At 67.9% G+C, this 25,222-nt stretch carries 23 protein-coding genes; 2 read left to right on the forward strand and 21 right to left on the reverse strand.

The features are described from left to right. Positions 1 to 4: 4 nt before the first annotated feature. From ABL844_RS33680 to ABL844_RS33720, 9 genes are all read right to left on the reverse strand, one after another. On the reverse strand, positions 5 to 910 hold the full coding sequence (locus ABL844_RS33680) for a carbohydrate ABC transporter permease (RefSeq protein ID WP_418132036.1): 906 nt from the start codon (positions 908 to 910) through the stop codon (positions 5 to 7). A gap of 2 nt (positions 911 to 912) precedes the next feature. Further along, positions 913 to 1,797: a carbohydrate ABC transporter permease gene (locus tag ABL844_RS33685; RefSeq protein ID WP_418132302.1), complete on the reverse strand. Its 885-nt coding sequence runs from the start codon at positions 1,795 to 1,797 to the stop codon at positions 913 to 915. A gap of 63 nt (positions 1,798 to 1,860) precedes the next feature. Beyond that, positions 1,861 to 3,096, reverse strand: coding sequence for an ABC transporter substrate-binding protein (locus ABL844_RS33690; RefSeq protein WP_418132037.1), 1,236 nt, complete (start codon positions 3,094 to 3,096; stop codon positions 1,861 to 1,863). 63 nt (positions 3,097 to 3,159) lie between these two features. Further along, positions 3,160 to 3,582, reverse strand: coding sequence for a cupin domain-containing protein (locus tag ABL844_RS33695; RefSeq protein WP_418132038.1), 423 nt, complete (start codon positions 3,580 to 3,582; stop codon positions 3,160 to 3,162). A 499-nt stretch (positions 3,583 to 4,081) separates the two neighbouring features. Continuing rightward, positions 4,082 to 4,612: a hypothetical protein gene (locus ABL844_RS33700; protein ID WP_418132039.1), complete on the reverse strand. Its 531-nt coding sequence runs from the start codon at positions 4,610 to 4,612 to the stop codon at positions 4,082 to 4,084. Positions 4,613 to 4,748: 136 nt separating this feature from the next. Continuing rightward, positions 4,749 to 5,648 (reverse strand): amidohydrolase family protein, encoded by a 900-nt coding sequence (locus ABL844_RS33705; protein WP_369659031.1) that lies wholly within the window; start codon positions 5,646 to 5,648, stop codon positions 4,749 to 4,751. Between the two features lie 8 nt (positions 5,649 to 5,656). Continuing rightward, complete coding sequence (locus tag ABL844_RS33710; protein WP_184635819.1) at positions 5,657 to 6,196, reverse strand: carboxymuconolactone decarboxylase family protein; 540 nt, start codon at positions 6,194 to 6,196, stop codon at positions 5,657 to 5,659. Further along, positions 6,196 to 7,158, reverse strand: coding sequence for a Bug family tripartite tricarboxylate transporter substrate binding protein (locus ABL844_RS33715; RefSeq protein ID WP_126024499.1), 963 nt, complete (start codon positions 7,156 to 7,158; stop codon positions 6,196 to 6,198). The genes ABL844_RS33710 and ABL844_RS33715 overlap by 1 nt, the downstream gene beginning before the upstream one ends. 31 nt (positions 7,159 to 7,189) lie before the next feature. Then, positions 7,190 to 7,987 (reverse strand): SDR family NAD(P)-dependent oxidoreductase, encoded by a 798-nt coding sequence (locus ABL844_RS33720; RefSeq protein ID WP_418131049.1) that lies wholly within the window; start codon positions 7,985 to 7,987, stop codon positions 7,190 to 7,192. Positions 7,988 to 8,089: 102 nt separating this feature from the next. Between ABL844_RS33720 and ABL844_RS33725 the strand changes: the two genes are divergently transcribed. After that, positions 8,090 to 9,010 carry a LysR substrate-binding domain-containing protein gene (locus ABL844_RS33725; RefSeq protein ID WP_418132040.1) on the forward strand — a complete coding sequence of 307 codons (921 nt, stop codon included), beginning with the start codon at positions 8,090 to 8,092 and terminating at the stop codon, positions 9,008 to 9,010. Between the two features lie 20 nt (positions 9,011 to 9,030). Here the strand turns inward: ABL844_RS33725 and ABL844_RS33730 are convergent, their stop codons facing one another. The 12 genes from ABL844_RS33730 to ABL844_RS33785 all read right to left on the reverse strand — a co-directional run bounded on the left by ABL844_RS33730 (position 9,031) and on the right by ABL844_RS33785 (position 23,801). Then, the gene (locus ABL844_RS33730) at positions 9,031 to 9,840 is read right to left on the reverse strand and encodes an SDR family NAD(P)-dependent oxidoreductase (RefSeq protein ID WP_418132041.1); all 810 of its coding nucleotides are present in this window, start codon (positions 9,838 to 9,840) and stop codon (positions 9,031 to 9,033) included. Positions 9,841 to 9,852: 12 nt separating this feature from the next. Then, positions 9,853 to 10,845 (reverse strand): tripartite tricarboxylate transporter substrate binding protein, encoded by a 993-nt coding sequence (locus ABL844_RS33735; protein WP_418132303.1) that lies wholly within the window; start codon positions 10,843 to 10,845, stop codon positions 9,853 to 9,855. A 16-nt stretch (positions 10,846 to 10,861) separates the two neighbouring features. Beyond that, positions 10,862 to 11,845, reverse strand: coding sequence for a Bug family tripartite tricarboxylate transporter substrate binding protein (locus ABL844_RS33740; RefSeq protein ID WP_418132042.1), 984 nt, complete (start codon positions 11,843 to 11,845; stop codon positions 10,862 to 10,864). A 98-nt stretch (positions 11,846 to 11,943) separates the two neighbouring features. After that, positions 11,944 to 12,813, reverse strand: a complete 870-nt coding sequence (locus ABL844_RS33745; protein WP_418132043.1) for an alpha/beta fold hydrolase — start codon at positions 12,811 to 12,813, stop codon at positions 11,944 to 11,946. 169 nt (positions 12,814 to 12,982) lie between these two features. Then, a complete protein-coding gene (locus ABL844_RS33750) occupies positions 12,983 to 15,370 on the reverse strand; it encodes a penicillin acylase family protein (protein ID WP_418132044.1) in 2,388 nt (795 codons plus the stop codon). Positions 15,371 to 15,509: 139 nt separating this feature from the next. Further along, positions 15,510 to 16,847, reverse strand: coding sequence for an MmgE/PrpD family protein (locus ABL844_RS33755; RefSeq protein ID WP_418132045.1), 1,338 nt, complete (start codon positions 16,845 to 16,847; stop codon positions 15,510 to 15,512). Positions 16,848 to 16,903: 56 nt separating this feature from the next. Next, positions 16,904 to 17,884 (reverse strand): tripartite tricarboxylate transporter substrate binding protein, encoded by a 981-nt coding sequence (locus ABL844_RS33760; RefSeq protein ID WP_418132046.1) that lies wholly within the window; start codon positions 17,882 to 17,884, stop codon positions 16,904 to 16,906. Between the two features lie 46 nt (positions 17,885 to 17,930). Then, entirely contained in the window at positions 17,931 to 18,737 is an 807-nt protein-coding gene (pcaD, locus tag ABL844_RS33765) for a 3-oxoadipate enol-lactonase (RefSeq protein ID WP_418132048.1), read from the reverse strand. 8 nt (positions 18,738 to 18,745) lie between these two features. Then, the gene (locus ABL844_RS33770) at positions 18,746 to 19,765 is read right to left on the reverse strand and encodes a tripartite tricarboxylate transporter substrate-binding protein (RefSeq protein ID WP_418132049.1); all 1,020 of its coding nucleotides are present in this window, start codon (positions 19,763 to 19,765) and stop codon (positions 18,746 to 18,748) included. 121 nt (positions 19,766 to 19,886) lie between these two features. Beyond that, entirely contained in the window at positions 19,887 to 21,986 is a 2,100-nt protein-coding gene (locus tag ABL844_RS33775) for an acetate--CoA ligase family protein (RefSeq protein ID WP_418132050.1), read from the reverse strand. 4 nt (positions 21,987 to 21,990) lie between these two features. Further along, a complete protein-coding gene (locus ABL844_RS33780; protein ID WP_418131045.1) occupies positions 21,991 to 22,782 on the reverse strand; it encodes an enoyl-CoA hydratase/isomerase family protein in 792 nt (263 codons plus the stop codon). A 35-nt stretch (positions 22,783 to 22,817) separates the two neighbouring features. After that, a complete protein-coding gene (locus tag ABL844_RS33785) occupies positions 22,818 to 23,801 on the reverse strand; it encodes a tripartite tricarboxylate transporter substrate binding protein (RefSeq protein ID WP_418132051.1) in 984 nt (327 codons plus the stop codon). Positions 23,802 to 23,975: 174 nt separating this feature from the next. Between ABL844_RS33785 and ABL844_RS33790 the strand changes: the two genes are divergently transcribed. After that, positions 23,976 to 24,776: an IclR family transcriptional regulator gene (locus ABL844_RS33790; protein WP_418132052.1), complete on the forward strand. Its 801-nt coding sequence runs from the start codon at positions 23,976 to 23,978 to the stop codon at positions 24,774 to 24,776. Positions 24,777 to 25,222 lie beyond the last annotated feature (446 nt).

Below are 25,222 nucleotides of genomic sequence, written 5' to 3' on the forward strand. Positions count from 1 at the left end.
TCGATCAGCCCTTGACCGCGCCGGCGGTCAGCCCGCGCACGAAGTACTTGCCGGCCAGCATGTACAGCACCAGGGTCGGGGCGCCGGCGATGAGGGCGGCGGCCATGTAGGCGTTGTAGCGGGGCACGTCTTCCTGGACATTGGTCAGGTTGTTGAGCCCCACGGTCACGAGCTGCTGGTCGCTCGGCGCGAGCACCAGCGCGAAGATGAAGTCGTTCCAGATCGCGGTGAACTGCATGATGCCCACGACGACCAGGATGGGCTTCGCCGTGGGCAGGACCACGCGCCAGAAGATCGTCCACAGGCCCGCGCCGTCGATGCGCGCGGCCTTGATCAGCTCCCCGGGGAAGCCCACGAAGTAGTTGCGGAAGTAAAGCGCCACCGGCACGCTGTAGATCGTGTGCACCACGACGAGGCCGAGCGGCGACTGCGACAAATGCAGCTTCGCGAACACCATCGACAGCGGAAAGACGAACAACGCCGCCGGCATGAACACGCCGAACATCAGCAGGAAGAGCGCGCCGTCGACGCCACGGAAGCGCCACTTGGCCAGCACGTAGCCGTTGAAGCAGCCCCACAGCGTGGAGATCACCGTGGAGGGCACCACCACGATCAGCGAGTCGAAGAAATAGCGCGACAGCCCGGTGCACTTCTCGGCGCCGGTGCAGGCCGTGGCCCAAGCCTCGATCCACGGCTCGATGGTCCAGCGCTGCGGCAGCCCCAGCACATTGCCGGCCTGCAGCTCGGCCAGCGGCTTGAGCGAGTTGACGACGGCGAACCACGCTGGCAACGCATAGAAAGCCACCGCGAGAAGCAGCCCCAGGTAGACCAGCACGCGGCCCGTGCCGAGCCGCTCGCCCGGCATGCGCTCGCGCCGCGCAGGACGGCGCAGGAATGAAGGAATAGCCATGGTCAGTCTCCGCGATGCTTCTTCAGCTCGCTCAGGATGTAGGGCACGGCCACCATCGCGCACGTGAACAGCAGCACCATGGCCGAGGCGGATCCCAGGCCCATCTGGTCGCGCCGGAAGAAGCGGTCGAATACGTAGAAGGCCGGCAGCACGCTGCTCTGGCCGGGCCCGCCCTGGGTCAGCACGACCACCAAGTCGAAGGTGCGAAGCGCCGCGGGCAGCAGGATCAGCGCGGCACTGAACACCGTGGGCCGCAGGGCCGGCAGCACCACGCGCCAGTAGATGCGCGGCAGGCTGGCGCCGTCGATCATGGCGGCCTTGAAGACCGACTCGTCGATGCTGCGCAGGCCGGCAATGAACATCGACATCACGAAGCCGGTGCTGTGCCACACGGCGACGACCACCAGCGCGAAGATCGAGTACTTCGGCTGGACGATCCAATCGAACAGGGCGTTCTCGAAGCCCATGCCGTGCAGCCACTTCTCGATGCCGGTGTCGGGCGACAGCAGCCAGCGCCAGATCGTGCCGGCGACGATCCAACTCAGCGCCAGCGGGTACAGGATGACGGTGCGGATGCCGTTCTCCAGCCGCACCTTCTGGTCGAGCAGGATCGCGAGGAAGCAGCCCAGCACCAATGGCAGGCCCACGACCAGGGGCAGGTAGAGGGCCAGATTCCACAGGGCCCGCCACCAGTTGTCGTCGGAGAACAGTCGCCGGTACTGGTCCAGGCCCACCCAGTTCCAGCTGATCGCGCCAGCAGAATCGGTGAACGAGACCGCCGCGACCCAGGCAGTCAGGCCGTAGAAGAAGAGCAGGCTCACGGCCAGGGCGGGCGAGATGGCCAGCTGCGGCAGCCATCGTTCGAACCGGTCGGAGAAGCCGCGCACTTCAGGATGGGCGGATGCGCCCGACGGAGATGTTGCTGTCACGATGCGTTCCCGGACCCGGCCTCAGTTCGACTTAGCGGCCGAAGCCATCTTTGCTGCGGCCTGCTGGGCCGTCATGTCCGGGTCGTTCCAGAAGCCGAGTACCACATCGCGCCAGGCGCCCAGGCGCGCTGGGGTTTGCATCAGGTTGGGGGATGCAGCGACAGTTCCGTCCTTGGCGCCAGCAACGAAATCGGCATAGCTCTGGCGGGCGCATTCGTCGAAGCCCGACACGTCAGCATCCGTGCGGGCCGGCACCGAGCCCTTCGCCTGGCTGAACGCAACCTGCGCGTCGCGGTCCATGAACACCTCGGCGAGGTCCATCTGCGCCTTCGAGGTCTTCTGCTGCTTGAAGAACAGGAACGCGTCCGAGGTGAACAGGTGGCTGCGGCCGCTGCCAGGCACGGCCGCGCAAAGATAGTCCACGCCGGGTTTCTTGCCAGCAATGTTGAATTCGCCCTTGGCGAAATCACCCATGACCTGCGCCAGCGCGCGCCCCTGGATGACCATCTGCGTGGCTTCGTTCCATTTGCGCGTCGGCGCGCTGCGGTCCACGTATCCGCGCAGCCTGCGCATCACTTCGAAGGCCTTCACCACGGCCGGGCCCTTGAGCTGCGCGTCGTCCAGGTCGTAGAAGGCCCGGCGGAACTCGTCGGGCTTCATCGTCGTGAAGGCCACCTGCATAAAGGTGAAGTTCACCCAGATGTCATCGCCCATTGCCAGCGGCACCATGCCCGCGGCCTTGGCCTTGTCGGCCAGTGCGAAGAACTCGTCCCAGGTCTTCGGCGCGGACGTGGCGCCGAGCTTCTTCAGGGCCTCGGCGTTGATCCACATGACGTTCTGGCGATGCACATTCACTGGCACCGCGACATAGCTCTTGCCGCCCTGGCGCGCGAAGCGACGCAGGGGTTCGGGCAGCACCTCGTCCCACTTTCCCTTGGCGGCCACTTCGTCGAGGTTGGCGAGGTTGTCGCGGTTAGCGGCATAGCTGCGCACGTCGGCGTTGATCTGCGCAGCATCCGGCGGCGTTCCCTTGCCCACGCGCGCCTTCAACAGGATGCGCTGGTTGTCGCCGCCGCCAACGGCCAGGTCTTTCCAGACCAGTCCGCGCTTGCTCGCAGCCTCCTTGAACTTGCCGACGGCTGCCGTCTCGCTGGAGCTGGTCCACCAGTGAATGACCTCGACGGTCTCCGCGGCGTGGACGAAGGAAGGAACGAGGGTCGCGGCGGCACAAGCGAGGCTGAACGTCAGGCGGAACATCTGGACTCCGAGGCAATGAAATGCGGAAATGCGGAACGGGGAATGCGGGATGCGGAGGCGAAGTCAGAACAGATCGACCTCGAGGAACACGACCGGCACGCTGCCGCGGTTGAGCAGCGCGTGGGGCCGGCGATGGGTCGAATACGCCTGCCCGGCCTCGACGACGACCGGTTCGTCCTGGCCCTCGAGGTACTCGGTCATGCACCCGTGCAGCACATAGGCCACCGCCGGGCGGTCCGCGTGCGAATGCATCGGCAGGAAGCCTCCGGGCGCAATGGTGACCTCGCGCATGCGCAGCAGGAGCTCCCTGGAAGCGCCGAAGCCGCCCGGCAGCTCGACCTTGGCGATGACGGTTCCCGAGATGCCGACGCGCTCGCTGGGCAGCGGCTGCAGCGCGGGCGCCCGCTCCTGCGCATCGCCGGAACTCGATGCCGGAACCACTGCAGGCCGCAGCGCTGCAAGGAGCTTCGAAACCCAACGCTTCATGAATACATCTCCAGGTAGATGCCCACCTGATTGCGGCAGACTGGTCGAGTGGCAATGGACTTTAGGAATCCACGGGGATGCGGTCCAATACCGTATTCATCAAACTGTCATCTCGCTTGCGAATAAGGAGCTTCCATATCAGAGGGCTAGCGCCTCGTGCGAGGAAAGATCGGTTCCGCTGCCCTTCGGAGCCCAGTAGTCAATCAGGCTCTCGAGTGCGATCGAGCCTCCTGCATCGCAGGTGGGATGCGCACTGCGTCAAGGTGCCCGGTGCGGACTAGCAATGAGAGAAGCACGACATGCCGCCTCAGGATGCTGCGGCATGGAGACAAGAAACGCGAAGGCGCGAATGCACGAAGCTTGGACCGCGTTCGCCATCGCATCGGCGATCGGTCCACTCGGCGATCTCCACCGGCCTCGAACAACGAGCTTGTTACTCCTATTGATTGGCAACTGGCGGCATGTCGCAGTGCTTCATGCCGGCAGGCCGGTCGACTGCCTATGACACAGAGGCGTCGACCAGAGCGAACATGGTCCGCACGGGCTTCATGAAATGGGGCCGCACGCGAGCGCTCCAGCTCGTCTCGCGGACCGCCAGCCATTCGGCGGAGGCCGTGGTCCGGTCCGAGACGAGGTCATAGCACGCCAGCGACTCCTGCTCGTCGTCGTTGTTCCAGAAGCGCTGGGCGCGTATGCAGCCCGGCACCGCGGCCAGCGCGGGCAGGTGCTCCTGGTCGTACCAGCGTTGCAGCTCAATGCCCCAGCCGGGTTCGGGTTTCATCTCGACGACGTAGTGAGAGCGCGCCGGCGAGTCCGCGCTGGCACCGGCGATGTCGTGCATCAGCGTCAGGCGGGAGGCCGCCACCCGTGTGCCGGGCCAGACTTTGCCCGCCTCCGTGGCGAGCTCGATCAGGCAGTGCCTCGACAGCGCCGTGCGGTGGGGCAATCCCAGGTAGACGTACGAGAGCTGCAGCGCCTGCGAATGAACATGCCGGACGATGCGGCCACCGATTTCCTTCCAGCAAGGCAAGGTCGCCACTCCCTCGCCGAACCCAGCCGGAGCCGAGAGCGGGCCATGGCATCGCAGGAGTACGACGTCGGTTGGAATCCGGCCAGTTGTTGACATGTGCACCTCGGATGGAACCGCGTGGCGTCGGAGCTGCGGCTCAGGTTGGAAACCGGTACAGGGCCTGCGGGTTGTGCACGAGCAACTGCTCCAGGTGCCTCGCATCCGGCGCGATACGGCCCAGTGCATCCACGAGCACGCCGTCGTCGGGAATGTGGGTGTGGTTGGGATGCGGCCAGTCTGTGCCCCACACGCAGCGCTCGGGAAAGCGCTCCACCAGGATGCGGGCCAGCGCCTCGCCATGGGCATAGCGCTCGGCCGGCGGTGCATGCGCGTCGACGCGATCGATGCCGCTGACCTTCACGTGGAAACGCGGGTTCTCCAGCAGTTTCAGCAGCGCCTGGAAGTCGGAAGCATCCGGCCCGCGCGTGGCATCCACGCGCCCCATGTGGTCGATCACCACCTGAACCTGGCTGCGCTGCAGCGGCGCGGAGAGTTCGTGGACCAGCTCGCTCTCGAAGTGCACCTGCAAATGCATGCCGACCGCCGCCAGGCGCGGCGTCAGCGCGAGCACCGCCTCGACGCCCGCGGTGGTCGCGATGTGCCGCATGAAGTTGAAGCGCACGCCGCGCATGCCCGCTTGCGCCAGGCGCTGGAGTTCGGCATCGGGCACGTCGGCCTCGACCAGGGCGATGCCGAGATAGCGGCCCTGCCCCGCCGCGATGGCGTCCTCGACCACGCGGTTGTCGGTGCCGTGCGTGATCGACTGCACGATCACGCAGCGCTCGATGCCCAGGGCGCGATGCAGCGCGAACAGCGTCTCCTTGGGCGCTTCCAGCGGCGTGGCCGGGCGGCCTGGCGCATAAGGAAAGCGCGCGGTCGGCCCGAAGACGTGCACATGGCTGTCGCAGGCCCCGGGTGGCAGGCGCAGGCTCGGTTGCGAGGGTCGCTCCAGATAGGTCCTCGCGGGAACGCCGGCCTCGGTGGTTGCATCTGTCATGGCGGTGTCTAGTGCGAAATGTTCAGCGCCACGAGGAATCGCGACACCATGTTGTAGGCCGCCACGGTGGCGACCACTTCGACCACGGCCGAAGGCTCGAAGCGCGCGTTCAGGCGGTCCATCAGCTCGGTGGGCACCTTGACATCGCGCGTCATCCGATCGGTCAGCGCCAGCAGCAGAAGCTCATCCTGCGTGAAGACCCCTTCAAAGGCGCCTGCGGGATCGGGCGCGCGCAGCGCATCGATCTTCTCCTGCGCGAATCCGGCCTTCAACGCATGCGGCACATGCGCCTCGAACTCGAAGGCCGCCTCGTTGAGCACGGCGACGCGCAGGATGATCATCTCGCGCAGGTCGGCCGGCACCGATGTGCGGTTGCGCACGGCCGTCAGCATCGACTCCCAGCCACTGGCGATGCTCGGGCTGTTGAGCAGCACCTGGTAGAGCAGCGAGATCCGGCCGCGCTCCGAGAGGATGCGGGCCTCGATGCCGGCGAGCTCGGGAACCGTGCCCGGCACCACCAGCGGAACGCGGATGTGGCTCGTGCTCATCATTCGGCCTTGATGTTGCGTGACTTGATCAATGCGGCCCACTTGGCCGTGTCGGCCTTCAGCAGCGCTGCAAGCTCCTGCGGCGTGGATGTCTTCGGCTCGGCGCCACCACGCAGCAGCCGGGCGCTGACATCGGGGTTGGCGATCGCGCTGCGCACGGCCTTGTTCAGCTCCTGCACCACCGCCGGAGACGTCTTCGCCGAGACGAACAGCGCATACCAGTTGTTCGTGTCCACGGCCTTGATGCCCTGCTCGTCGAAGGTCTTGACCTGCGGCAGCGACGGATGGCGCTTGCCCGCCGCGATGCCGATCGCCTTGAGCCGGCCGCCCTGCACGTGCGGCATGATCGCCGCGACGTCGGCGAACACGCCCTTGACCTGACCGCCCATCAGGTCCGTGAAAGCCGGTGCCATGCCTTTGTACGGCACATGCAGGAAGCGTGCGCCGGTGGCTTCCTCGAGCTGAATCAGGGCCAGATGGGGAATGCTGCCGGACCCCGAAGAGGCCATCGGCGTGGACTCCTTGCTGGCCTTGGCCGTCTTCACGAACTCCGCGGCATCCGCTGCAGGGTCCTTCGCGCCGACCACGAGCACTTCCACGTTGTTCGCCACGAGCGAGACCGGCGCGAAGTCGCGCTGGGTGTCATAGGGCGACTTCTCGACCAGCGACGGGTTGATGGCGGCCGCGCCCACGCTGGTGATCCAGATCGTGCTGCCGTCCGCTTCGGAGCGCAGGGTTTCCAATGCACCGAGCGCGCCGTTGGCGCCGGGCTTGTTGTCGACGATGACCGGGCGCTTGAGCTCGCGCCCGAGCTGCTCGGCCAGCGTGCGCGCCACGAAGTCGACCGGGCCGCCCGGGCTGAACGAGGTGACGATGCGGACCGGCTTCCCGCCGGCCTGCGCGAATGCGGCAGATGCCAGCGAAAGCATCGCGGCCGCGGCCAGGACTTGTCTTCTCTTCATTGCTTGTCTCCTTGCTTGCCTTGCGGGCCGCTCAGTCGCAGCGCGCCGTCATGCCGCCGTCCACGACCAGTTCGGTGCCGGTCACGAAGCGGGCTTCGTCGCTCGCGAGGTAGAGCGCCGCGCTCGCCGTGTCGCGGCCGTCGCCCATGAAGCCCAGCGGGATGCGCTTGACGCGCGACGCCAGCAGCGCTTCGATGTCGCCACCGGTGCGCTGCCTGGCCAGGCGTGCCTCGACCATCGGGGTGTGCAGCTGTCCCGGCACCACCGTGTTGACGCGCACCCCGTCGGCCGCATGCTGGACCGCCACCACGCGCGACAGATGGATCACGCCGGCCTTGCTGGCCGCATAGGCCACCTGCGCGCTGCCGGTCCAGCGCAGGCCCGAGGTCGAGGCCACGTTGACGATGGCGCCGCGCTTGCGCTCGATCATGTGCGGCAGCACGTGCTTGCAGGTGAGGAACACGCTCTTGAGGTTGACGTCGACCTGCGTGTCCCAGGCCTCTTCGCTGAGCTGCACCGGGCCGCCCGCGGCCGAGCCGCCGACGTTGTTGATCAGGATGTCGGGCGCGCCATAGGTCTCGATGCAGGCCTCGACCATCGCTTGCACGCTCGCGGAGCTGGTCACGTCGCAGATGCAGGTGGTGATGGATGCCGCGGCGCTGCCAGCGAGCGACAGGGTCTCGGCCAGGCGCTCGGCGTCGCGGTCGACCGCGAGCACCCTGGCGCCCTCCTCCGCGAGCCGCACGGCCATCGCGCGACCGTTGCCCCAGCCTGCGCCCACGCAGCCCGCGCCGGTCACGATCGCGACCTTCGATTCGAATCTCTTCATCGTTGCTCCTCGAGCCCGGCTTCCCCGGGAAAACCTTGAGTCTGGGCCGAATACAAGCAAAGTTAAATCGAATGAGGCCTATATCAGATATGTCTTTGCGCTATGGATCTCAAACAGCTCGAGTACTTCGTCGTCGTGGTCGAGAAAGGCAGCTTCAGCCGGGCCGCGGCCGCGCTGAATCTCGCGCAGCCGAGCATCAGCCGACAGGTCGCATTGCTTGAACAGGAGCTCGGCCAGCGCCTGCTGGAACGCACCGGCCGCGGCGTCACGCCGACGCAGGCGGGCCATGCGCTGCAAGCCCATGCCCGCGTCATGCTCAACGCGGCCGCGCAGGCCCTGTTCGAGATCAAGGAGATGAGCGACGAGCCCGCCGGCAAGGTGGTTGTAGGGCTGCCGAACCGGGTAGCCAGCGGCCTGTGCGTGCCGCTCGTGCGGGAGTTCCGCGAACGGCTGCCCAATGCGATGCTGTCGGTGGTGGAAGGGCTGAGCCTCTCGCTGCGCGAGGGCCTGCTGGCCGGTCGCATCGACGTCGGCGTCCTCTTCGACCCTCCGCCCACGCCGCTGCTGAGCTACGAGCCCTTGATGCGCGAGCGGCTGCTGCTCGTCACGCCCGAAGGCTATCGGCTGCCCGAGCGCGTCTCGCTGGCATCACTTGCAGATTTCCCGCTGATCCTGCCCGCCGTACCGAACCCCATCCGAAGCCTGGTCGATGCTGTGATGCTGCCGCGCAAGATCAACCTGAACATCGTGGCCGAAGTGGGTGCCGTGCACACGGCGCTGACGGTGGTCGAGGAGGGAATGGCCTGCTCCATCCTCCCCGAGAGTGCTCTCAATCTCAGCGCGCGCCGCGCAAAGGTGCGGGCAGCCCCTGTCGGGCCGCCGGCCATGTGGAACAGCCTGGTACTGGCGATGCCGACCGCGCGGCCCGCCAGCCGACTCATCCAGGAGACTGCAAAGCTGCTGCGCTCGCTGGACTTTCGCGTCTACCGTCCGCTGGCGGCGACGCCGGCAGTCGATGCCTGACTCTTGAAGGCCGGGCTCGTTCAGCCGCGCTTGCAGAGCAGGCCGCCATCGACGGGCATTAGCACACCCGTCACGTAGCGAGCCTCGTCGGAGGCGAGAAACACAGCCGCGTGGGCCACATCCCAGCCCGTACCCATGCGGCGCATGGGCACCAATGCTTCACGTTCGGCGCGCACTACCTCCTTGGAGACACCTCGCTCCTGCGCACGCCGTTCAATGGCCATCGGTGTGTCGATCAGGCCCGGAAGGATCGCATTCGCGCGGACCCCGTGCGCGGCATTCTCCATCGCAATGTGCTGCGTCAGCGCGTTGACAGCGGCTTTGCTGGTCTTGTACGTCACAGTGGGACGCGCTGCCAGCGAAGCGGTGGATGACACATTGACGATGCTCCCCCCACCCTGCTTCACCATGTGCGGAAGCACGTGCTTGCAGGTCATGAACATGCCCTTGAGATTCATGGCCATGAGTTCGTCCCACATGCCGGCATCCATCTCGCAGGTGCGGCGGTCACCTCGCGAACGGCCCACATTGTTGTGCAGCACGTCGATCCTTCCGTACCGTTTGATGCAGGCGGAGGCAATTGCCAGGCAATCCTCCTCACGGGTGATGTCGGCGCGTAGCACGCTGGCCGGACGCCCATGGATCGCGACCGCCGCGCGCGTCGCCTCGGCCCAGGCTTCCTCGATGTCCACCAGCAGCAAGGAAGCTCCTTCCTGCGCGAACAGCTCGGCGACCGCGCGACCATTGCCGACCGTGTCGCCCGGCGACTGCCCCGCGCCCACGATGATGGCCACCTTGCCTTCCAGTCTCCCTCTGTGTCGTTCCTGCATGTTTTCCACCTTTCAATCGATAGTGACCCTGCCCTCAACCACGACCTTGCGCCAGCGAGCCTCCTCGGCCCGCATGAAGCGGGTCATCTCTTCGGGCGTGTTGACCGCGACGGCCAGTCCTTCATGTGCGAGGCGTTCCTTGTAGGAGGCGGTTTCGGCGGCCTTGCGCAATGCTGCGTTGATCTTGGCGACAACCGCGGGAGGTGTGCCTGCAGGAGCGAACATCGCATACCAGACGTCGGCTTCGTAGCCCGGCAGCGTTTCCGCGATCGCCGGGATGTCCTTGTAGACCGGACTGCGGCGGGTGGATGTCACGCCGATGGCCCGCATCTTGCCCCCCTCCACCAGCTTGGCCACTCCGCCGGCTGTCCCGAACAGCATGTCGACCTGCCCACCGATCAGGTCGGTGTATGCCGGTCCGGCGCCCCGGTAGGGCACATGGACGATGTCGACCCCTGCCGTGGTCTTGAAGAGCTCGCCGGCCAGGTGTACGGCCGAACCATTGCCGGAAGAGGCGTAGCTCAACTTGCCCGGCGCGGCTTTCGCGGCGGCGACGACGTCGGCCACGGATTTCAGCGGGCTGTTCGGCCTGACCACGAGCACATTGGGCCCGCTGCAAATCAAGCCGACTTCGGTGAGATCGTTGCGCGTGCTGTATGGAAGCTTCTTGACCAGGGAGTCGTTGATCGCGACGGCAGAAGTCGTCAGCAGAAGGGTGTAGCCATCCGGCGGCGCTTTCGCCACGATGTCGGTGCCGATCACCGTGCCCGCACCGGGCTTGTTGTCGATGATGAGCGACTGCCCCAGCAGGCTCTGCATGCCCACGATTAGGGCGCGCCCCACCACATCGGTGCCGCCGCCCGGCGTGAAGGGCACCACGACGCGGATAGTTCGCGAGGGAAACGCAGGCTCGGCGCGAACTTTCAGCGGCCCAAAAAATGATGCAAGGGGAACGGATGCACTTGCACCCAGGAGCCGACGACGGCGTGCCGAATAGACGGGCATCATCTTCAGGCTCCTCTCAGAAGTCGATCCGGATGCCCGCATCCTTGACGGCCTTGCCAATCTTGGCGAGGTCGTCCGCGATCAGCTGCTTGAACTGTGCGGGGTTGGACTTCACGGGTACAAATGACAGCTCGGCGAACTTGGCCTTGAGCGAGGGCGCTTCGACGGCCTTGGCAATCTCGCTGTTGAGCCGGTTCGCGATGTCCGCGGGAAGGTCCGCGGGGCCCCAGATGCCGTACCACGACAGCAGCTCGAAACCGGGCATGCCCGCCTCCGACAACGTCGGCACATCCGGCATGGACGGAACACGCACCTTGCTGGTCACCGCGAGCGGACGCAGGCGCCCGCCCTGCACGAAGGGCGCGACGCCGGGCATCGGCGAGATCGCAGCCGAGACGTGGCCTCCGATCACGTCGGTCAGCTGCGGCACGGCGCCCTTGTAGGCGACGATCTCCATCTGCAGGCCCAGCGCGCGGTTGACCATCTCCTCGCTCAGGTGGCTGGTGGTCCCCAGGCCCGAGGTCGCCCACGTGTACTTGTTCGGATTGGCCTTGGCCAGCCGCACGAACTCGCCCATGGTCTTGGCTGGCACGTCGTTGTTCACGGCGACGATCAGCGGCACGTAGCCGATCTGCCCCACCGGCGTGAAGTCGCGCTGCGCGTCGTAGGTCTTCTTCGCGACGACCAGCGGCAGGTAGGCCTGGCTCGACGCGTTGAAGAGCAGCGTGTAGCCGTCGGGCTTGGCCTTCTTGACGTGCATTGCGCCCACGAAGCCGGATGCGCCCGGCGCGTTGTCGATCACGATGGGCTGCCCGAGCTGGCGCTGCAGCTGGTCGGCCACGAGGCGTCCCACCGTGTCGATCGAGCCGCCCGGCGTGTAGGGAATGACCATGCGTATCGGCTTGTTCGGATAGCCCTGCGCATGAGCGAAGGCGCCCACGAGCAGCGCCGCGCCGGCGAACGCCAGCTTCAGAATGGAAATGCTGTACTTCTTGACCATGTTGTCTCCTGGTGTGTTCATGTGATTCGAGCGCCGCCATGCGAGGTGGTGGCCTGATCCGTGCGCCGGGAACCGGCGCCGCATGCCGGTTCGTTGCGCTATGCGCCAGTGCGCGAGCCGTAGACGCGACGCGCAAACGCTGCGATCGCATCGGCCATCGCTCGAGGCTGTTCCGGTGCCATCGCGTGGCCCGCGTCGCGAATCACCTGCACCGTGACCCGGTCGCCCAGGTAGGGCTTCATGACGCCGGGAATCACCACCGCGTCGTGCTCGGCCTGCAGATCGAGGATGGGCACGTGCCGGCCCGCGGAGAAGTAGTCGTCGACCGGCGTCACGCGCCGGGCATGGCTTTGCGCCTCGTGCGTCTCGATGCTCCAGCCGTCCAGCCAGACGCGCGGATCATGGCCCGGGGCGAAGAACGCGCGCCGCAGGCAGTCGATGCGCTCGTCTTCCGAGAGGCCGGGATCGCTGGCGCCGTCGATCGCGTCGCGCAGGCGGCTGTAGGGTTGCTCCTGCGATCCCGGTGGCAGCTTGCCCGCCGACGCGGCCGCCATCACCACGCCGCACACGAGGTCCGGACGATCCGCGGCCAGCGTGCGTGCAGGCTGGCTGCCCCACGCATGGCCCACCACCACGAGCGGGCCGGTACGCTCGTGGTCCAGCACGGCGGCCACGTCGGCGGCGAAATCGTGCATGTCCAGCGACTGCATCGGCCCTTGGCTGCGGCCGATGCCGCGCGGCTCCGGGCGCAGCACGCGAAAGCCCTCATGCGCCAGCATGGCCGCGACCTCGTCGTAGTCGCGCCCGGAACGCGCGAGCGACGGAAGAATGCAGATCGCGGGGCCCTCGCCTTCGTCGGCGTACTCGATGTGGATCGGCGTGCCGTCGCGCGCCGAAGAATAGGTGATCAGCTTGCACGATACGGGGGCGTGCGTCGCGGCCTGTGCGATTGAATCTTTTGTCTCCATGCCCGCAGTCTTTCAGGCAAGCCGGTCAAGGGTAAGCACATGGCTCCTATAGCAGATATGTTTTTCGGCTATCGGCCTGCACGATACGGGGAAGCACCGCGCAAGCACGGAACCGCGGCGGCATGGCCGGCTTCGAAAGGTCCTTGCCGTGCCTTGCCTCGCGGCGCGCTCAGCGCCCCGAGATCGTCGTGGTGGTCAGCTTCGGGTCTGCCTGGATGTCCGACTCCAGGAACCGCCAGTCGATGATCTCGCCGCGCCCGTAGGCCCGCATCTGGTCGGAATAGTGAGGAGACGCCGGATCCGACGACGTGCCGTAGATCAACGTGCCACGGCTGCGTATCGAGGGGCCGAACTCCACGAAATAGACTAGGCCGGTCGCGCCCAGCGCGTTGTATCCGCCTTCGCGCAGCGGCGAGATGGTCATGTAGTTGAAGACGCCGTCGTTGGAGTCGCCGCCTGGCACGGCGATGCGCTCAGTCCCGCGGCTGGTGGTCTGGATGCTGCCCAGCGGGGCATCGAGGGCCACTTTCGCGCGGCCGATGCGGACCACCGCACGCGCCAGCGCACGCAGGACTTCGGGATTGGCGGTATCCAGACGCCGAGGCGTGCTCAGAGGCTGTGCGGGCGCCACTGCATCCGCGAACTTGAGTCCCCCTTCGCGGATGAATTCCCGGAAGATGTGGCCGCCGCGGCTGTCCACCCGGTAACTCCGGTCCCAGCGGGCGAGCACGGCGCAGGCCGGTGCCAGGTCGACGCGCGCGCCATCCCCCGAATCGACCGAGGGTGTGCTGCGGCACGCAGCGAGCAGGTCGTCCAGGACCAGTTCCGCCGCATGCACGCGCGTCCCCATGAACATCGTCTGGATGTTGTCGAGCGTGAATTCGCGCGCGCCGAGTCCGTCCCGTCCACCGTGGCGCTCGTCGATGAGCTGCAGGCCCAGCCGCGCGCGCAGGCTCAGCGCAACGCCGGGCTTGCCGAACACGTCTTCCAGGCTCTCGAGCGGATGATCGGGATTGGCATAGCGCGGCGGGTTGTTGCTGTTGGCCACGTAGGCCTTGCGGTGCACGACCGCCCCCCTGGAGGGGCCGAAGATGCCGGGCCGCGCAGAGTCCGCATCGGTGCCCAGCTCGCATTCGGAACGCGATCCATCGAGCTGCCGCGCCGTACCGCAGCGCGCCAGCAACGCGTTGTCCAGATGCGGGATGTTGCCGACGTCTGCGAAGAGCGTGTTGCCGCGGCGGTCGATCGCGATCGTGTTGGTGTCCTGCACCTGGTAGCGCGACAGCGTGGCGAGTATCTCGTCTGTGGACTTCGCGCGATCCAGCGCAAGCTTGTGCTCTTCGACCTTGAGCCACTCGCGCGCGGTCATCACCGAGCGCAGCGCATACGCCGTCGTGCGGGTCCATGCACGCGCGGCGCTCTGGATGACGGGGCCGAAGTGGGTCCAGTAGACCGATCGGGTCTGCGCCACGATGCGCCCGTCGGCTTGCCGCACGCGCACCGTCACGTCGTAGCGCTGCATCTGGCGCGGCTGGCCATCGTAGAGATAGCGCGTCGGGTCGGCCGGGTCGAGCTTGAGCTGATAGACCACGTCGCGTGGAACGGCCGAAACGGTGTGCGTGCGGGCGACATCCTCGCTGTGTCCGATCTGCTGCACCACGCTGCCCATGCGCGACACACCGATGTGATTGAAGACACCGGGGATCGTCATGTGCGTGAGCATCACGCGCTGCGGCCAGAAGCCGGGCTTGTTGAGGCCCTCCCAAGGCCAGTGCGGGCTGGCGAGCAGCATCGTCGAGCCCGCCTGCGTACGGCTCGGGCCCAGAGCCCAGCCGTTGCTGCCGTCGAGTGCGAGTTCCGCATCGTCGATGGGGCTGTCGAGCGCAGCCGGCGTGTTCCGGACGGCGAACTGCCGCTCGTCCAACGACGACAGCTTGGCGCCGGGAGGCGCCGCGCCCACGATCTCGGACACGTGGTCCAGCGGGCCGCGCCGTCCCGCCGTGCGGCTCATGTAGTAATCGAGTTCCGTGATCGGGCGAACCCAGGGCTGGCCGCGGCAGGCCTCGGGAAGCTGCTGTGGCGGGGTCTCGCGCACGTACTTGTTATAGCCGGCGACGAAGCCGGCAACCATCTCCTTGTAGTCGGCGTCCAGCGCCAGCGTCGGATCGGCCAGCAGGGCCTTCGTCACGCCACTGTCGATGAGCCGCTGCCGGTAGACGTCGCTCTCCAGGTTGCCCTTGTCCGCCCCCCAGAACAACGAGCGCTCCGCCCGCGCGGTGACGTAGACCTCCGCGAGATCGCAGATGCGGTCCTGCGCATGCGCGAAGCCGACGCCATAGCCCAGGTTTCGCCAGTTCGAGGCGAGGACATGTGGAACGCCGAACTCCGTGCGGCGAATCTGGGCGCGCATCTCGCCGGTGTCATCGGCGCGCATTCCACCGCCTGCGCATCCGGCGGCCGCGAAAGCGGCCATCGACAGCGCGAGCACCAGACGGCGCCGCAGAAGGAACGAGCCGGCTGCAGAAGCATCGACGTCGTGGACAGGGGAAGCAATCACGGAGGTCTCCTTGTAGTTTGTTCGATGGCGCGTGCGGGCCGCGCCCGTGCAGGCGCGGCAGGTCGGTGCGCTGCGTACCTGCAGGCGCCGGCCAGGAAAGCGAATGGCGACGAAGCGGTGATCGACGGCTGGCGAGCGCTCAGGCCGCCAGCCCCTGCAGCCCATCGGCCCTGTCGAGCGACCAGATGTTGCGCAGCAGGGCCTGCGCACGCTCGGCGCCGATCACCGGCGCAGCGAGCTCCAGGAATTTGTCGTTGAGCTCCGCGTCCGACAGCGGCAGCTCGGGGTCGCCCTTTCGGTCGGGCTGCAGCCAGGCGTGGCGCTGGCCGTCGTTCGTCTCGATCTCGACGCGGGCCGATCGCCGGCCCGGGAAGACGGCGTCGATCTCCGGGTCGACCACGGCGGTGATGCGCTCCATCATCGCGCGCGTGTCGGCATCCACGAGCCGCTTGGGCGTGTAGGCCGCGAGGCGCACGCTGCCGTGTACCAGCGCGGTCGCCACCACGAAGCGCATGCTGAAGCGGGCCTCGTTCTCGGTGCGCGGATCCTCGTAGCAGGCGATATCCAACGCCGGACCGTAGGTGGCCACGTGGACGCGGCGGATGTCCGCGGCCCGCAGGCCGTGACGGCGCGCCAGCTCCAGGGCCCCGTCTATGGCCGCGAAGGTGTGGCCGCATCCGATGTGGTTCTTGAAAGTCAGCCGCTTGATGTGGAAGTCGCGCCCGAGCGTGTCGCCCACCGCCGACCAGTCGGGGCCGTCGCTCATGGCGCGGCCGAAGCCTGCCTCGCCGTCGAGCACGTCCAGCGAACCCGTCACGCCTTGCGCAGCCAACTGCGCAGCGAGCACCCCGCCTTCGGCCGCGCGCCCTGCATGCAGCGGCTTGGACATCGAATCCATGCGAAAGGCCTGCTGCAGCCCCGCCGCGAAGGTCGCGGCCGTGGCGAGCGCATGGGCGAAGGGCGCGCCGTGCAGCCCCGACAGGCCGGCGGCGGAAGCGGCGGCGCCGAAGGTGCCCACGGTGCCGGTGTTATGCCAGTGGCGATAGTGGGCCCGCCCCATCGCCACGCCGATGCGCGTGGAGACCTCGTAGCCGAGCACCACGCCGCGCAGGAAGTCCAGCCCGCTGGCGCCGCGCTCCTGAGCGATGGCGAGCGCCGCCGCCACGGTGGCCGCGCCCGGATGGTACATGGCGTCGCGGAAGCTGTCGTCCACCTCGGCCGCATGGGCCGCGGTGCCGTTGAGCAGCGCGGCCGCGCGCGCGGGTGCGGGGCGCCCGTCGGGCAGGCGTGCACGGCCACGGCCGATGTCGTCGGCGAGCAGCGCGCGAAGCTGCGGCATGGGCGCGACGTCGAGCCCCGGGAACAGCGCGGCGTGCCAGTCGATCACCGCGCGCTTGGCGTGGTGAAGCACCTCCTCGTCGAGCCGGGCCTGGCGGAATTCGGTGGCGTGGCGGGCGAATACTTCGGTCGCGTGCATGAGGGTGTCCGATCGATGATGAGAAAGCAGCAAGGTGAGGGAAGCCGGGTTGCGAACTACTCGGCGATGATGCCGTTGGCCTTGATCAGCTGGCGCCACTTCGCTTCTTCGGCGCGCTGGATGCGCAGCGCCTCGGCGGCGCCGTCGAGCGTGAGCACCAGGCCTTCGGCCTCGGCCCTGCGCTGGAAGCCTTCTGTGCGGCTGGCCCCGCGCACGGCGGCACCCAGCCTCTCGATGGCCGAGGCGGGCGTGCCGCCGGTCACGAACACGCCGTACAGCACGTCGGCCGAGTAGCCCGCCGCGCCCGACTCGGCGAAGGTGGGCACGTCGGGGAACAGCGGCGAGCGCTTCGCGCCGGTCACGCCGAGGGCGCGGACCTTGCCGCTCTTGATGAAGGGCGCCACGCTCGGCAGGGTGCCGAACATGAGGTCGACCTGCCCCGCGAGCAGATCGGTGATCGCCGGGGTCGCGCCGCGATACGGCACGTGCGTCATCGACAGGCCCGTGCTGCTCTTGAGCAGCTCGGCCGCAAGGTGCGTGGTGGTGCCGTTGCCGGCGGAGGCATAGCTCAGGCGCCCGGGCTCCGCGCGCAGCCGCTTCAGCAGGTCGCTGGCGGAGCGCAGCGGGCTTGCCGCGCGCACCACCGCCACGTTGGGCGCCACGCCCAGCAGCAGCACCGGGACCAGCGCGGTCTCGGCTGCGTAGGGCAGCTTGGGGTAGAGGCTCGGCACGATCGCGATGGCGCTCGTGGTCAGCAGCAGCGTGTGGCCGTCCGGCGCGCTCTTGGCGACCGCGTCGTTGCCGATCACCGTGCCTGCGCCCGCCTTGTTGTCGACGATCACCGGCTGGCCGAGCTCGCGCGACAGGCCTTCGCCGAGGGCCCGCGCGAGCACGTCGGTGCCGCCGCCCGCGGGGAAGGGCACCACGAGCCTGAGCGGCCGGTTCGGAAAGCCCTGCTGGGCGCGCGCCTCGGTGAAAAGGCCCGAGGCCATCAGGCCGGCTGCGGCCGTCCAACGGCCCAGAAGTCTTCGTTGCATCGCGTATCTCCTCGTTCGCCAGGCCCGCAGCGGGCCGCTTCGTCGTTCAGGCGGCCTTCGCCGTCGCGGTGTCCAGGAACATGCGCAGCGCGCGGTTGAAGCGTTCGGGCTGCTCTATGCAGGTCATGTGCGCCGCATCGGCGATCACCGACAGCGTCGAGTCGGGCAGGTGCCGGTGCAGCTCGAGCGCGGCCGCCAGCGGCGTGCCGACGTCGTGCTCGCCCACGATCACCAGCGCCGGGCACTCGATGCGGTGAAGATCGTTCGTGGTGTGCACCGCGGCGATCGCCGCGCAGCAGCCCGCCCATCCGTCGACGCTGGTGGAGGCAATGACGCGGGCAACGCCTTCGACGACGGCGGGCTGCTTCTCCCTGAAGCTCGCCGTGAACCAGCGCCCGATGGCCGGCTGCACCAGCGGCTGCACGCCCTGCTCGCGGGCCACGCGGATGCGTTCGTCCCACACCGACTGCGGCGTGGCGCCGTGCTCGCTGGTGGTGTCGGCCAGCACGAGCGCCTGCACACGCTGCGGGTACTTCAGCGCGAAGGTCTGGCCGATCATCCCGCCCATGGAGAAGCCGATCCATGTGGCCCGCGCGATGCCCAGGTGGTCCATCAGTCCGGCGGCGTCGTCGGCCAGGGTCTCCAGGGTGAAGGGCCCGTCGCCGGCGCCGCTGCGGCCGTGGCCGCGCGTGTCGTACCGCAGCACGCGGTATCCGTCGGCAAGCGCCGGCATCTGCGCGTCCCACATCGAGATGTCGCAGCCCAGCGAGTGCGAAAGCACCAGCCAGGGGCCCTGCGTGCCGTCGACGGCGTAGCGGATGGGGCCGCCCCCGGTGCTTTCGAGCAGGTTCATGGCGTCCCTCACAACGGCGCCATCCCGGCGGCCTTGGCGATGCGCCGGTACTTGGCCACCTCGGCCTCGATCAGCCTGCCGAACTCGGCGGAAGTGCTCGCCGACACGTTCACCCCCATGGCCTCGAGCTGCTTCTTCACCTGGGGCAGGCGGAGGATGCCGGTGATGTCCTTGTTGAGCTGCGCCACGACCGCAGCCGGCGTCTTCGCAGAAGCCAGCAGGCCGTACCAGAAGCTCCATTCGTAGCCGGGAACGCCGGCCTCTGCCGCGGTGGGCACGTCGAGCATCTCGGCGATGCGCCGCGGGCTCGTCACCGCGAGCGCGCGCACCCTGCCCTCCTTGACCATGCCCATCGCCGAGACGTACGGCGCGACGTGGAACTGCACGCGCCCGGCGATGGTCTCGGTCATGGCCTCGCCCACGCTCTTGTACGGGATGTTCACGCCCTCGACCCCGGCCTGCTGGCACAGCAGCGCGGCCGCGAAGTGCGAGCTGCTGCCGACGCCGGCCGAGGAGTAGCTCAGCGAACCGGGGCGAGACCTGGCCTGCGCGAGCATTTCGGCGAGGTTCGCGGCCGGCAGGTTCCTGGGCGCGACGACGAGCGCCGGCCCGTCGCCGATCATGGTGACGGGCGCGAAGTCGCGCAGCGTGTCGTAGCCGGGGTTGGCGAAGACGGCGGGCGCCGTGGCGTGGGCCGGCGACACGCTCAGCAGCGTGCTGCCGTCGGCCGGCGCCGCCAGCACCGCCTTGGCCGCGAGCGTTCCGCCCACGCCGGTCTTGTTCTCCACCATGGCCGGCAGCTTCCAGCGCTCCGACATCGTGGCGGCGATCAGGCGCGCGGCCGCATCGGGCACGCCGCCCGCGCCGAAGCCGACGATGAAGCGATAGCTGGACAGGGCCGGCGCCGGCAGTTCTCCGCCTGCAGCCTGGTTCTGCGCCCAGGACGGAACGGCCGCGCAAGCCGCGCCCGCGGGCAGCCAGCGCAGCAGCGCGCGGCGTGAAGGATCGTGCCTGGAAGGCATATGCATGGATGTCTCCTTTTGTGTTCGCTGCCTCGGGGCAGTCTGGGTTCGGAGGCGGGCTGTCGTCCGCTCCGGTTCGAGGCGACCGGCAGGACGAGCGCCCCGCCGGCTGCACCGCTGCAGCCGCTCAGGCCAGCACGACCACGCCGTCGGCGGCGCGCACGCCCTGCCCCTGCGGCAGCACGAAGACGGGGTTGATCTCGGCCTCGACCAGACGCTCGCCGAGCCGAGCGGCCATCCCCGAGAACGCGACGATCGCGTCGACCAGCGCCCCGACATCGGCCTTCGGCCGGCCGCGGAAGCCGTCGAGCAGCGGCCAGGTCTTGAGATCCTGCGCCATCGACAGCGCCTCGGCGCGGCTCAGCGGCTTCAGGCCCTGTGCATCCTGCGCGAGCAGCCGCATGGTGGTGTCCTTGAAGAGCTCCGCCGTCACGCCGCCCATGCCCAGCAGGATGGCCGTGCCCAGTGCGTCGCGGTGCATCCCCAGGATCAGCTCCGTGCCGCCCGCCACCATCTCCTGCACCAGGAAGCGCTGCACATCCGTGCCGGTGCGGCTCTTCACCTCGCTCGCCATGCGGCCGATGCGCTCGCCGATGGTGTCGGCACCCAGCCCGACCGCGACGCCGCCCACGTCGCTCTTGTGCGTGATCTGCGACGACAGGATCTTGAGTACCACTCGCCCGCCAAGCTCGCGCGCGGCGGCTTCGGCCTCGGCGGGCGACGCGACCACGCGTTCCGCGGCGCAGGGCACGCCGAAACGCGAGAACAGCTGCTTGGCCTGCGCCTCGTCGAGCGAGCCGGATGGCAGGTCGCCGGCCTCGACCAGCGGCGGTGCCGCCTCGTCTTGCGCAGGCGCCACGAAGCGCTGCACGCGCAGCATGCCGGCGAGCGCAGCCGTGCAGCTCTCGGCCGCGGTGAAGGCCGGCACGCCGCGCCGCGTGAGCAGCGCGCCCACTTCAGGCGCATGCGGGCTCACATAGGCCATCACCGGCTTGTCGGAGTTGGGCAGGCATTCCTGGATGGCACCGGCCAGCAGCTCGGGCATTGCGAGGCTGGAGGAGCCGACGATGATCACCAGCGCGTCGTAGCTCGGGCTCGCCAGCAGCGCATTGATGGCACCGCGCAGCAGGTCGGGGCGCAGGCCCGCGAGCGTCACGTCGATGGGGTTTCGGTCGAGCACGGCCTCGCTGCCGGTCTGCAGCGCGCGCAGCGCATCGGCGGTGGCCGCGTCGGGCGCGGGCGTGTCGAAGCCTGCCACGCCCAGGTCGTCGGACACCAGCGTGCCGGCGCCGCCGGTGGAGGTGAGGATCGCGACGCGCGCGCCGCGCAGCTTGCGGCCGGTGCACAGCGCTGCCGGAATGTCGAGCAGGTCGGAGAAGCTCTGCGCGCGGATCACGCCAACCTGCCTGAACAGCGCGTCGTACATGCTGTCGGCGCCGGCCATCGCGCCGGTGTGCGACACGGCGGCCTTCGCGCCGGCCTCGGAGCGGCCGATCTTGAAGGCCACCACCGGCTTGCCCATGCGCGCGGCCTTCAGGCAGGCGGCACGGAAGCTGGCGGGGTTGCGCACGGTCTCGACGTACAGCGCGATCACCTTGGTGGCCGGGTCTTCGGCGAGATGATCGATGAAGTCGGCCAGCTCCAGGTCGACCTCGTTGCTGGTGGAGATCAGCTTCGACAGGCCGATGCCGCGTGCCGCGGCGCGCGACAGCAGCGAGCCCAGGATGCCCCCGCTCTGCGAGACCACGCCGATGCCGCCGGCCTGGAACTCGTCCATCTCCAGCGCACCGGACGGCGACAGCACGATGTTGTCGGTGAGGTTGACGAGCCCGATGGTGTTCGGCCCCAGGATGCGCATCGCACCGGCAGCCTCCACCAGCTGCTGCTGGCGACGCGCGCCCTCCTCGCCGGTCTCGGTGTAGCCGCTGGCCAGCACGATGGCGGCGGCGCAGCCGCGCTGCGAGAGCTCCTTCACGGCCAGGTGGGCGCGCTCGGCGCCCAGCAGCACGACTGCGACGTCGGGCACCTCGGGCAGCGAAGCGATGTCGGGGTAGCACGGCAGCTCGCCGATGCGCTCGACCTTCGGGTTCACCGGCATGATGCGCCCCGCGAAGCCGTGTTTCTGCAGGTAGGCCACCGGCCGGCCCGTGGTCTTCTTCGGATCGGCCGAGGCGCCGATGACGGCGACGCTGCGCGGGGAGAGCAGTTTGGCGATGGCTTCGTTCATGGCCTCACTCCTTCGAAGCCGTCTTGGCCAGGAAGGCCTCCACCGACGCGCGGTGCTCGCTGCTGGTGTAGCAGATGCCCTGGGCCTGGCTGCCCTGCGAGAACACGTCGTGCGAGGAGAGCTCGAAGCTCTGGTTCAGGATGGTCTTCGTCAGCGCCAGCGCGGTGGAAGACGCGGACGACAGCTCGCGCGCCCATGCCTGCGCGTCGGCCAGGAGCGTTTCGGCACTCGCCTTGCGATCGACGATGCCCAGGTCAAGGGCTTCGTCCACCTTGACCTGGCGGCCGGTGAAGATCAGCTCCTTGGCCTTGGGCAGGCCCACGCGGCGCGGCAGGAAGTACATGCCGCCGCCATCGGGAATGATGCCGCGCAACACATAGCTCCAGGTGAAGCTGGCCCACTCGCTGGCGATAACGAAGTCGCACGCCATCGCGGTGTCGGCACCCAGCCCCGAGGCCGCGCCGTTGACGGCCGCGATCACCGGCTTGGGCATGGTGTGCAGCAGGGCCTGCACGTGGTGCACGCGCTGCTGGCGGTGCCAGCCGTTGAAGCCGACCTCCCCCGCCGGCGCGTTCATGCGCTTTTGCATGCCGCTGATGTCGCCGCCCGCGCAGAAGCCCTTGCCCGCCCCGGTCAGCACCATCGCCCGGACGCCCTTGTCGGCGGTCACGCGCTCCAGCACGTCGATGAACTCGGTGCGCATGTCGTCGCTCATGGCGTTGCGCTTGTCCGGGCGGTTGAATGTCACGGTCGCGATGGCGTCCGTCACCTGATAGTCGATGAGGGTGTAGGTCATGTTCTTCTTCCTGGGGGCTGGCCGGTGGCTGCCGTTCAATCGGCCTTGATGCCGTTTTCCTTGATCACGCGCGCCCAGCGTTCTTCCTCGGCCCGCACGTAGGTGTCGAGCTCCGCCGGCGGGCCGGCATTGATGACGAGGCCTTCGTGCTCGATCTTTCGCACGAAGTCGGGCGCGCGCGCCGCCTTGCGGGCCGCGGCGTTGAGCCGGTCGATGACTGCCGCCGGCGTGCCGGCGGGCACGTACAGGCCGTACCAGCTCTCCACCACATAGCCCGGCACGCTGGCGGCGATGGCCGGCACGCCCTTGAACGCGGGTGAAGGCTGCGCCGTGGTCACGCCGAGCGCGCGCAGCTTGCCGCTGTCGACGAAGGTGGACACCGCCGCGGCGGTGGCGAACATCATGTCGACCTGGCCGCCGAGCAGGTCGGTGAGCGCCGGACCGGCGCCGCGGTAGGGAATATGCGAGAGCTTGACCTTCGCGAGGTTGGCGAACATCTCGCCGGCCAGGTGGGCGGAGGTGCCCGCGCCCTGCGACGCGAAGGTCAGCTTGGCCGGATTGGCCTTGGCCGCGGCGACCAGGTCGGCCACCGACTTGTAGGGGCTGTCGGGCCGCACCACCAGCACGTTGGGGCCGCGCCCGATGAGGATGACCGGCGCGAAGGCCTTGTTGCTGCCGTACGGAAGCTTGGGCTGCAGCGCCGGGTTGACGGCATGGGCGAACGAGGCGACCACGACGCTGTAGCCGTCGGGCGCGCTTTTGGCCACGTTGTCGGTGCCGATCAGCGTTCCCGCGCCCGGCTTGTTGTCGACGATCACGGGCTGCCCCAGATCCTTGGACATTTCGACGCCCAGGGTGCGGGCGATGATGTCGGTGCCTCCGCCCGGAGCGAACGGCACGACGAAGCGGATGGGCTTGGCGGGGTAGGCGGCGAATGCCGTGCCGAAGGCGAAGAAAGCAGTGAAGCCGAGGAAGAGAAGGAAGAGCGCGCGCAACCGGCGCAAGCCATGAGCAGCCATGATCTGTTTGTCTCCAGAACCAAGTAGTGAATCCCCGCGATCGCGAACGTTCTTGGCGACGTCGCATGGGGGTGCACTGACTTTAGGAGAAAGTGACCGAACAAGGGGATGCCAATTCCAGTGATTGGAATTTCCCTATGATGATTCGCTACCTGCAAGACCTCCACCCCTGCCATGACCGATCCAGCTCGCTTTTTCCTCGATCACAAACCCGGTCGATCCCCCGCCAACCGTTCGCTGGAACGGGGGATAGAGATCCTTCGCGCGTTTCGTCCCGGTTCTGAGTTGCTGGGCAACGGTGAACTGGCCGAGCGCACGGGCCTGTCCAAGGCCACGGTGAGCAGGCTCACGCAAACCCTGGTCGGCAGTGGCATGCTGCAACTCGACAAGGCCGAGCGCGCCTACCGGTTGGCTCCCGGGGTCCTAAGTCTTTCCCATGCGATGCGAACCGCATCGCGCGTCTTGCAGGCCGCGGCTCCGCACATGCTCGAGCTGGCGCGGCGGCGACATGTCAACGTGGGACTGGCGGCGCCCGACCGCGACGAGATGGTCTACCTCGAATCCATCCGCTACGCAAAGCGCGCTGCGCTTCGCCACGTGGTTTCCGGCCAGCGCGTGCCGATGGAGCTCACCTCGCTCGGACGCGCCTACCTCGCGGCGCTCGCACCGCTGCACCGGTCGCAGCTCATGCAGCTTCTTTCACGGCGTCGCGTGCACTGGAAGAGCATTGAAGCAGAGATCAAACAGGCATGCGCAGATGTGCGCGAAACGGGATTTTGCGCGGCCGCTTGGCAGCCTGAAGTAGTCGCGCTGGCCGCTCCGCTGAAGGTGGCGGGCACTATCTATGCGTTGAACGTCAGCCTTTCGACACAGGAGTCGATCGCCGCCATCGCGTACGAGCTCGGGCCTTCGCTGCTCGACCTGACGCGGGCCGTGGCCTATGACCTGAAGCTGCAAACGGCGAGATCCGATTGAGCCTGGACAACGACCCTGCTCACATGTCGAAGCGAACGAGGAGCTGAGCGTGCGACGTACAAGCTCCTTTCCACTGCTCCGCAGGAGCAAACGGGGTCTAGTGCTACGACGGCCATCCTAAAAAGACGGCCCAGACTCTTCACCTCGTGGGCTTTAAAGCCGTGCATTACTACAGCTGAACTTGGCACAGGTAGCTCGGGTGCAAATAGCCATCAAGGCCATGGACCAAACCTCACGCCGTAGCCGGCTTGTTCTTCTCGAAGGCGCTGCAATCTCATTTGCGAGCAGCCTGGCCATCCGCGGTGCTCAAATCCATGGGGTGTCCAAGTGATCAGTGTGATCGGCTTAAGGATGCCGGGACATCTTCGCGGGTCGCTCGCCCGCGCGTCGATATCTGAGCCAAAACTAAAGACTGCTTTGCGAGCAATCAATCCGGCTCTCACCCA

The sequence above is a fragment of the Variovorax sp. 278MFTsu5.1 genome (assembly GCF_048305045.1).
GTDB classification, from domain to species: domain Bacteria; phylum Pseudomonadota; class Gammaproteobacteria; order Burkholderiales; family Burkholderiaceae_C; genus Variovorax; species Variovorax guangxiensis.

Bases quoted from the DNA above. Each gene is read 5' to 3' on its own strand.
- ABL844_RS33690 (WP_418132037.1), bottom strand. From the start codon at position 3,096: ATGTTCCGCCTGACGTTCAGCCTCGCTTGTGCCGCCGCGACCCTCGTT.
- ABL844_RS33695 (WP_418132038.1), bottom strand. From the start codon at position 3,582: ATGAAGCGTTGGGTTTCGAAGCTCCTTGCAGCGCTGCGGCCTGCAGTG.
- ABL844_RS33735 (WP_418132303.1), bottom strand. From the start codon at position 10,845: ATGCCCGTCTATTCGGCACGCCGTCGTCGGCTCCTGGGTGCAAGTGCA.
- ABL844_RS33715 (WP_126024499.1), bottom strand. From the start codon at position 7,158: ATGAAGAGAAGACAAGTCCTGGCCGCGGCCGCGATGCTTTCGCTGGCA.
- ABL844_RS33745 (WP_418132043.1), bottom strand. From the start codon at position 12,813: ATGGAGACAAAAGATTCAATCGCACAGGCCGCGACGCACGCCCCCGTA.
- ABL844_RS33730 (WP_418132041.1), bottom strand. From the start codon at position 9,840: ATGCAGGAACGACACAGAGGGAGACTGGAAGGCAAGGTGGCCATCATC.
- ABL844_RS33755 (WP_418132045.1), bottom strand. From the start codon at position 16,847: ATGCACGCGACCGAAGTATTCGCCCGCCACGCCACCGAATTCCGCCAG.
- ABL844_RS33720 (WP_418131049.1), bottom strand. From the start codon at position 7,987: ATGAAGAGATTCGAATCGAAGGTCGCGATCGTGACCGGCGCGGGCTGC.
- ABL844_RS33710 (WP_184635819.1), bottom strand. From the start codon at position 6,196: ATGAGCACGAGCCACATCCGCGTTCCGCTGGTGGTGCCGGGCACGGTT.
- ABL844_RS33680 (WP_418132036.1), bottom strand. From the start codon at position 910: ATGGCTATTCCTTCATTCCTGCGCCGTCCTGCGCGGCGCGAGCGCATG.
- ABL844_RS33780 (WP_418131045.1), bottom strand. From the start codon at position 22,782: ATGACCTACACCCTCATCGACTATCAGGTGACGGACGCCATCGCGACC.
- ABL844_RS33785 (WP_418132051.1), bottom strand. From the start codon at position 23,801: ATGGCTGCTCATGGCTTGCGCCGGTTGCGCGCGCTCTTCCTTCTCTTC.
- ABL844_RS33760 (WP_418132046.1), bottom strand. From the start codon at position 17,884: ATGCAACGAAGACTTCTGGGCCGTTGGACGGCCGCAGCCGGCCTGATG.
- ABL844_RS33725 (WP_418132040.1), top strand. From the start codon at position 8,090: ATGGATCTCAAACAGCTCGAGTACTTCGTCGTCGTGGTCGAGAAAGGC.
- ABL844_RS33790 (WP_418132052.1), top strand. From the start codon at position 23,976: ATGACCGATCCAGCTCGCTTTTTCCTCGATCACAAACCCGGTCGATCC.
- ABL844_RS33775 (WP_418132050.1), bottom strand. From the start codon at position 21,986: ATGAACGAAGCCATCGCCAAACTGCTCTCCCCGCGCAGCGTCGCCGTC.
- pcaD (WP_418132048.1), bottom strand. From the start codon at position 18,737: ATGAACCTGCTCGAAAGCACCGGGGGCGGCCCCATCCGCTACGCCGTC.
- ABL844_RS33705 (WP_369659031.1), bottom strand. From the start codon at position 5,648: ATGACAGATGCAACCACCGAGGCCGGCGTTCCCGCGAGGACCTATCTG.
- ABL844_RS33770 (WP_418132049.1), bottom strand. From the start codon at position 19,765: ATGCATATGCCTTCCAGGCACGATCCTTCACGCCGCGCGCTGCTGCGC.
- ABL844_RS33740 (WP_418132042.1), bottom strand. From the start codon at position 11,845: ATGGTCAAGAAGTACAGCATTTCCATTCTGAAGCTGGCGTTCGCCGGC.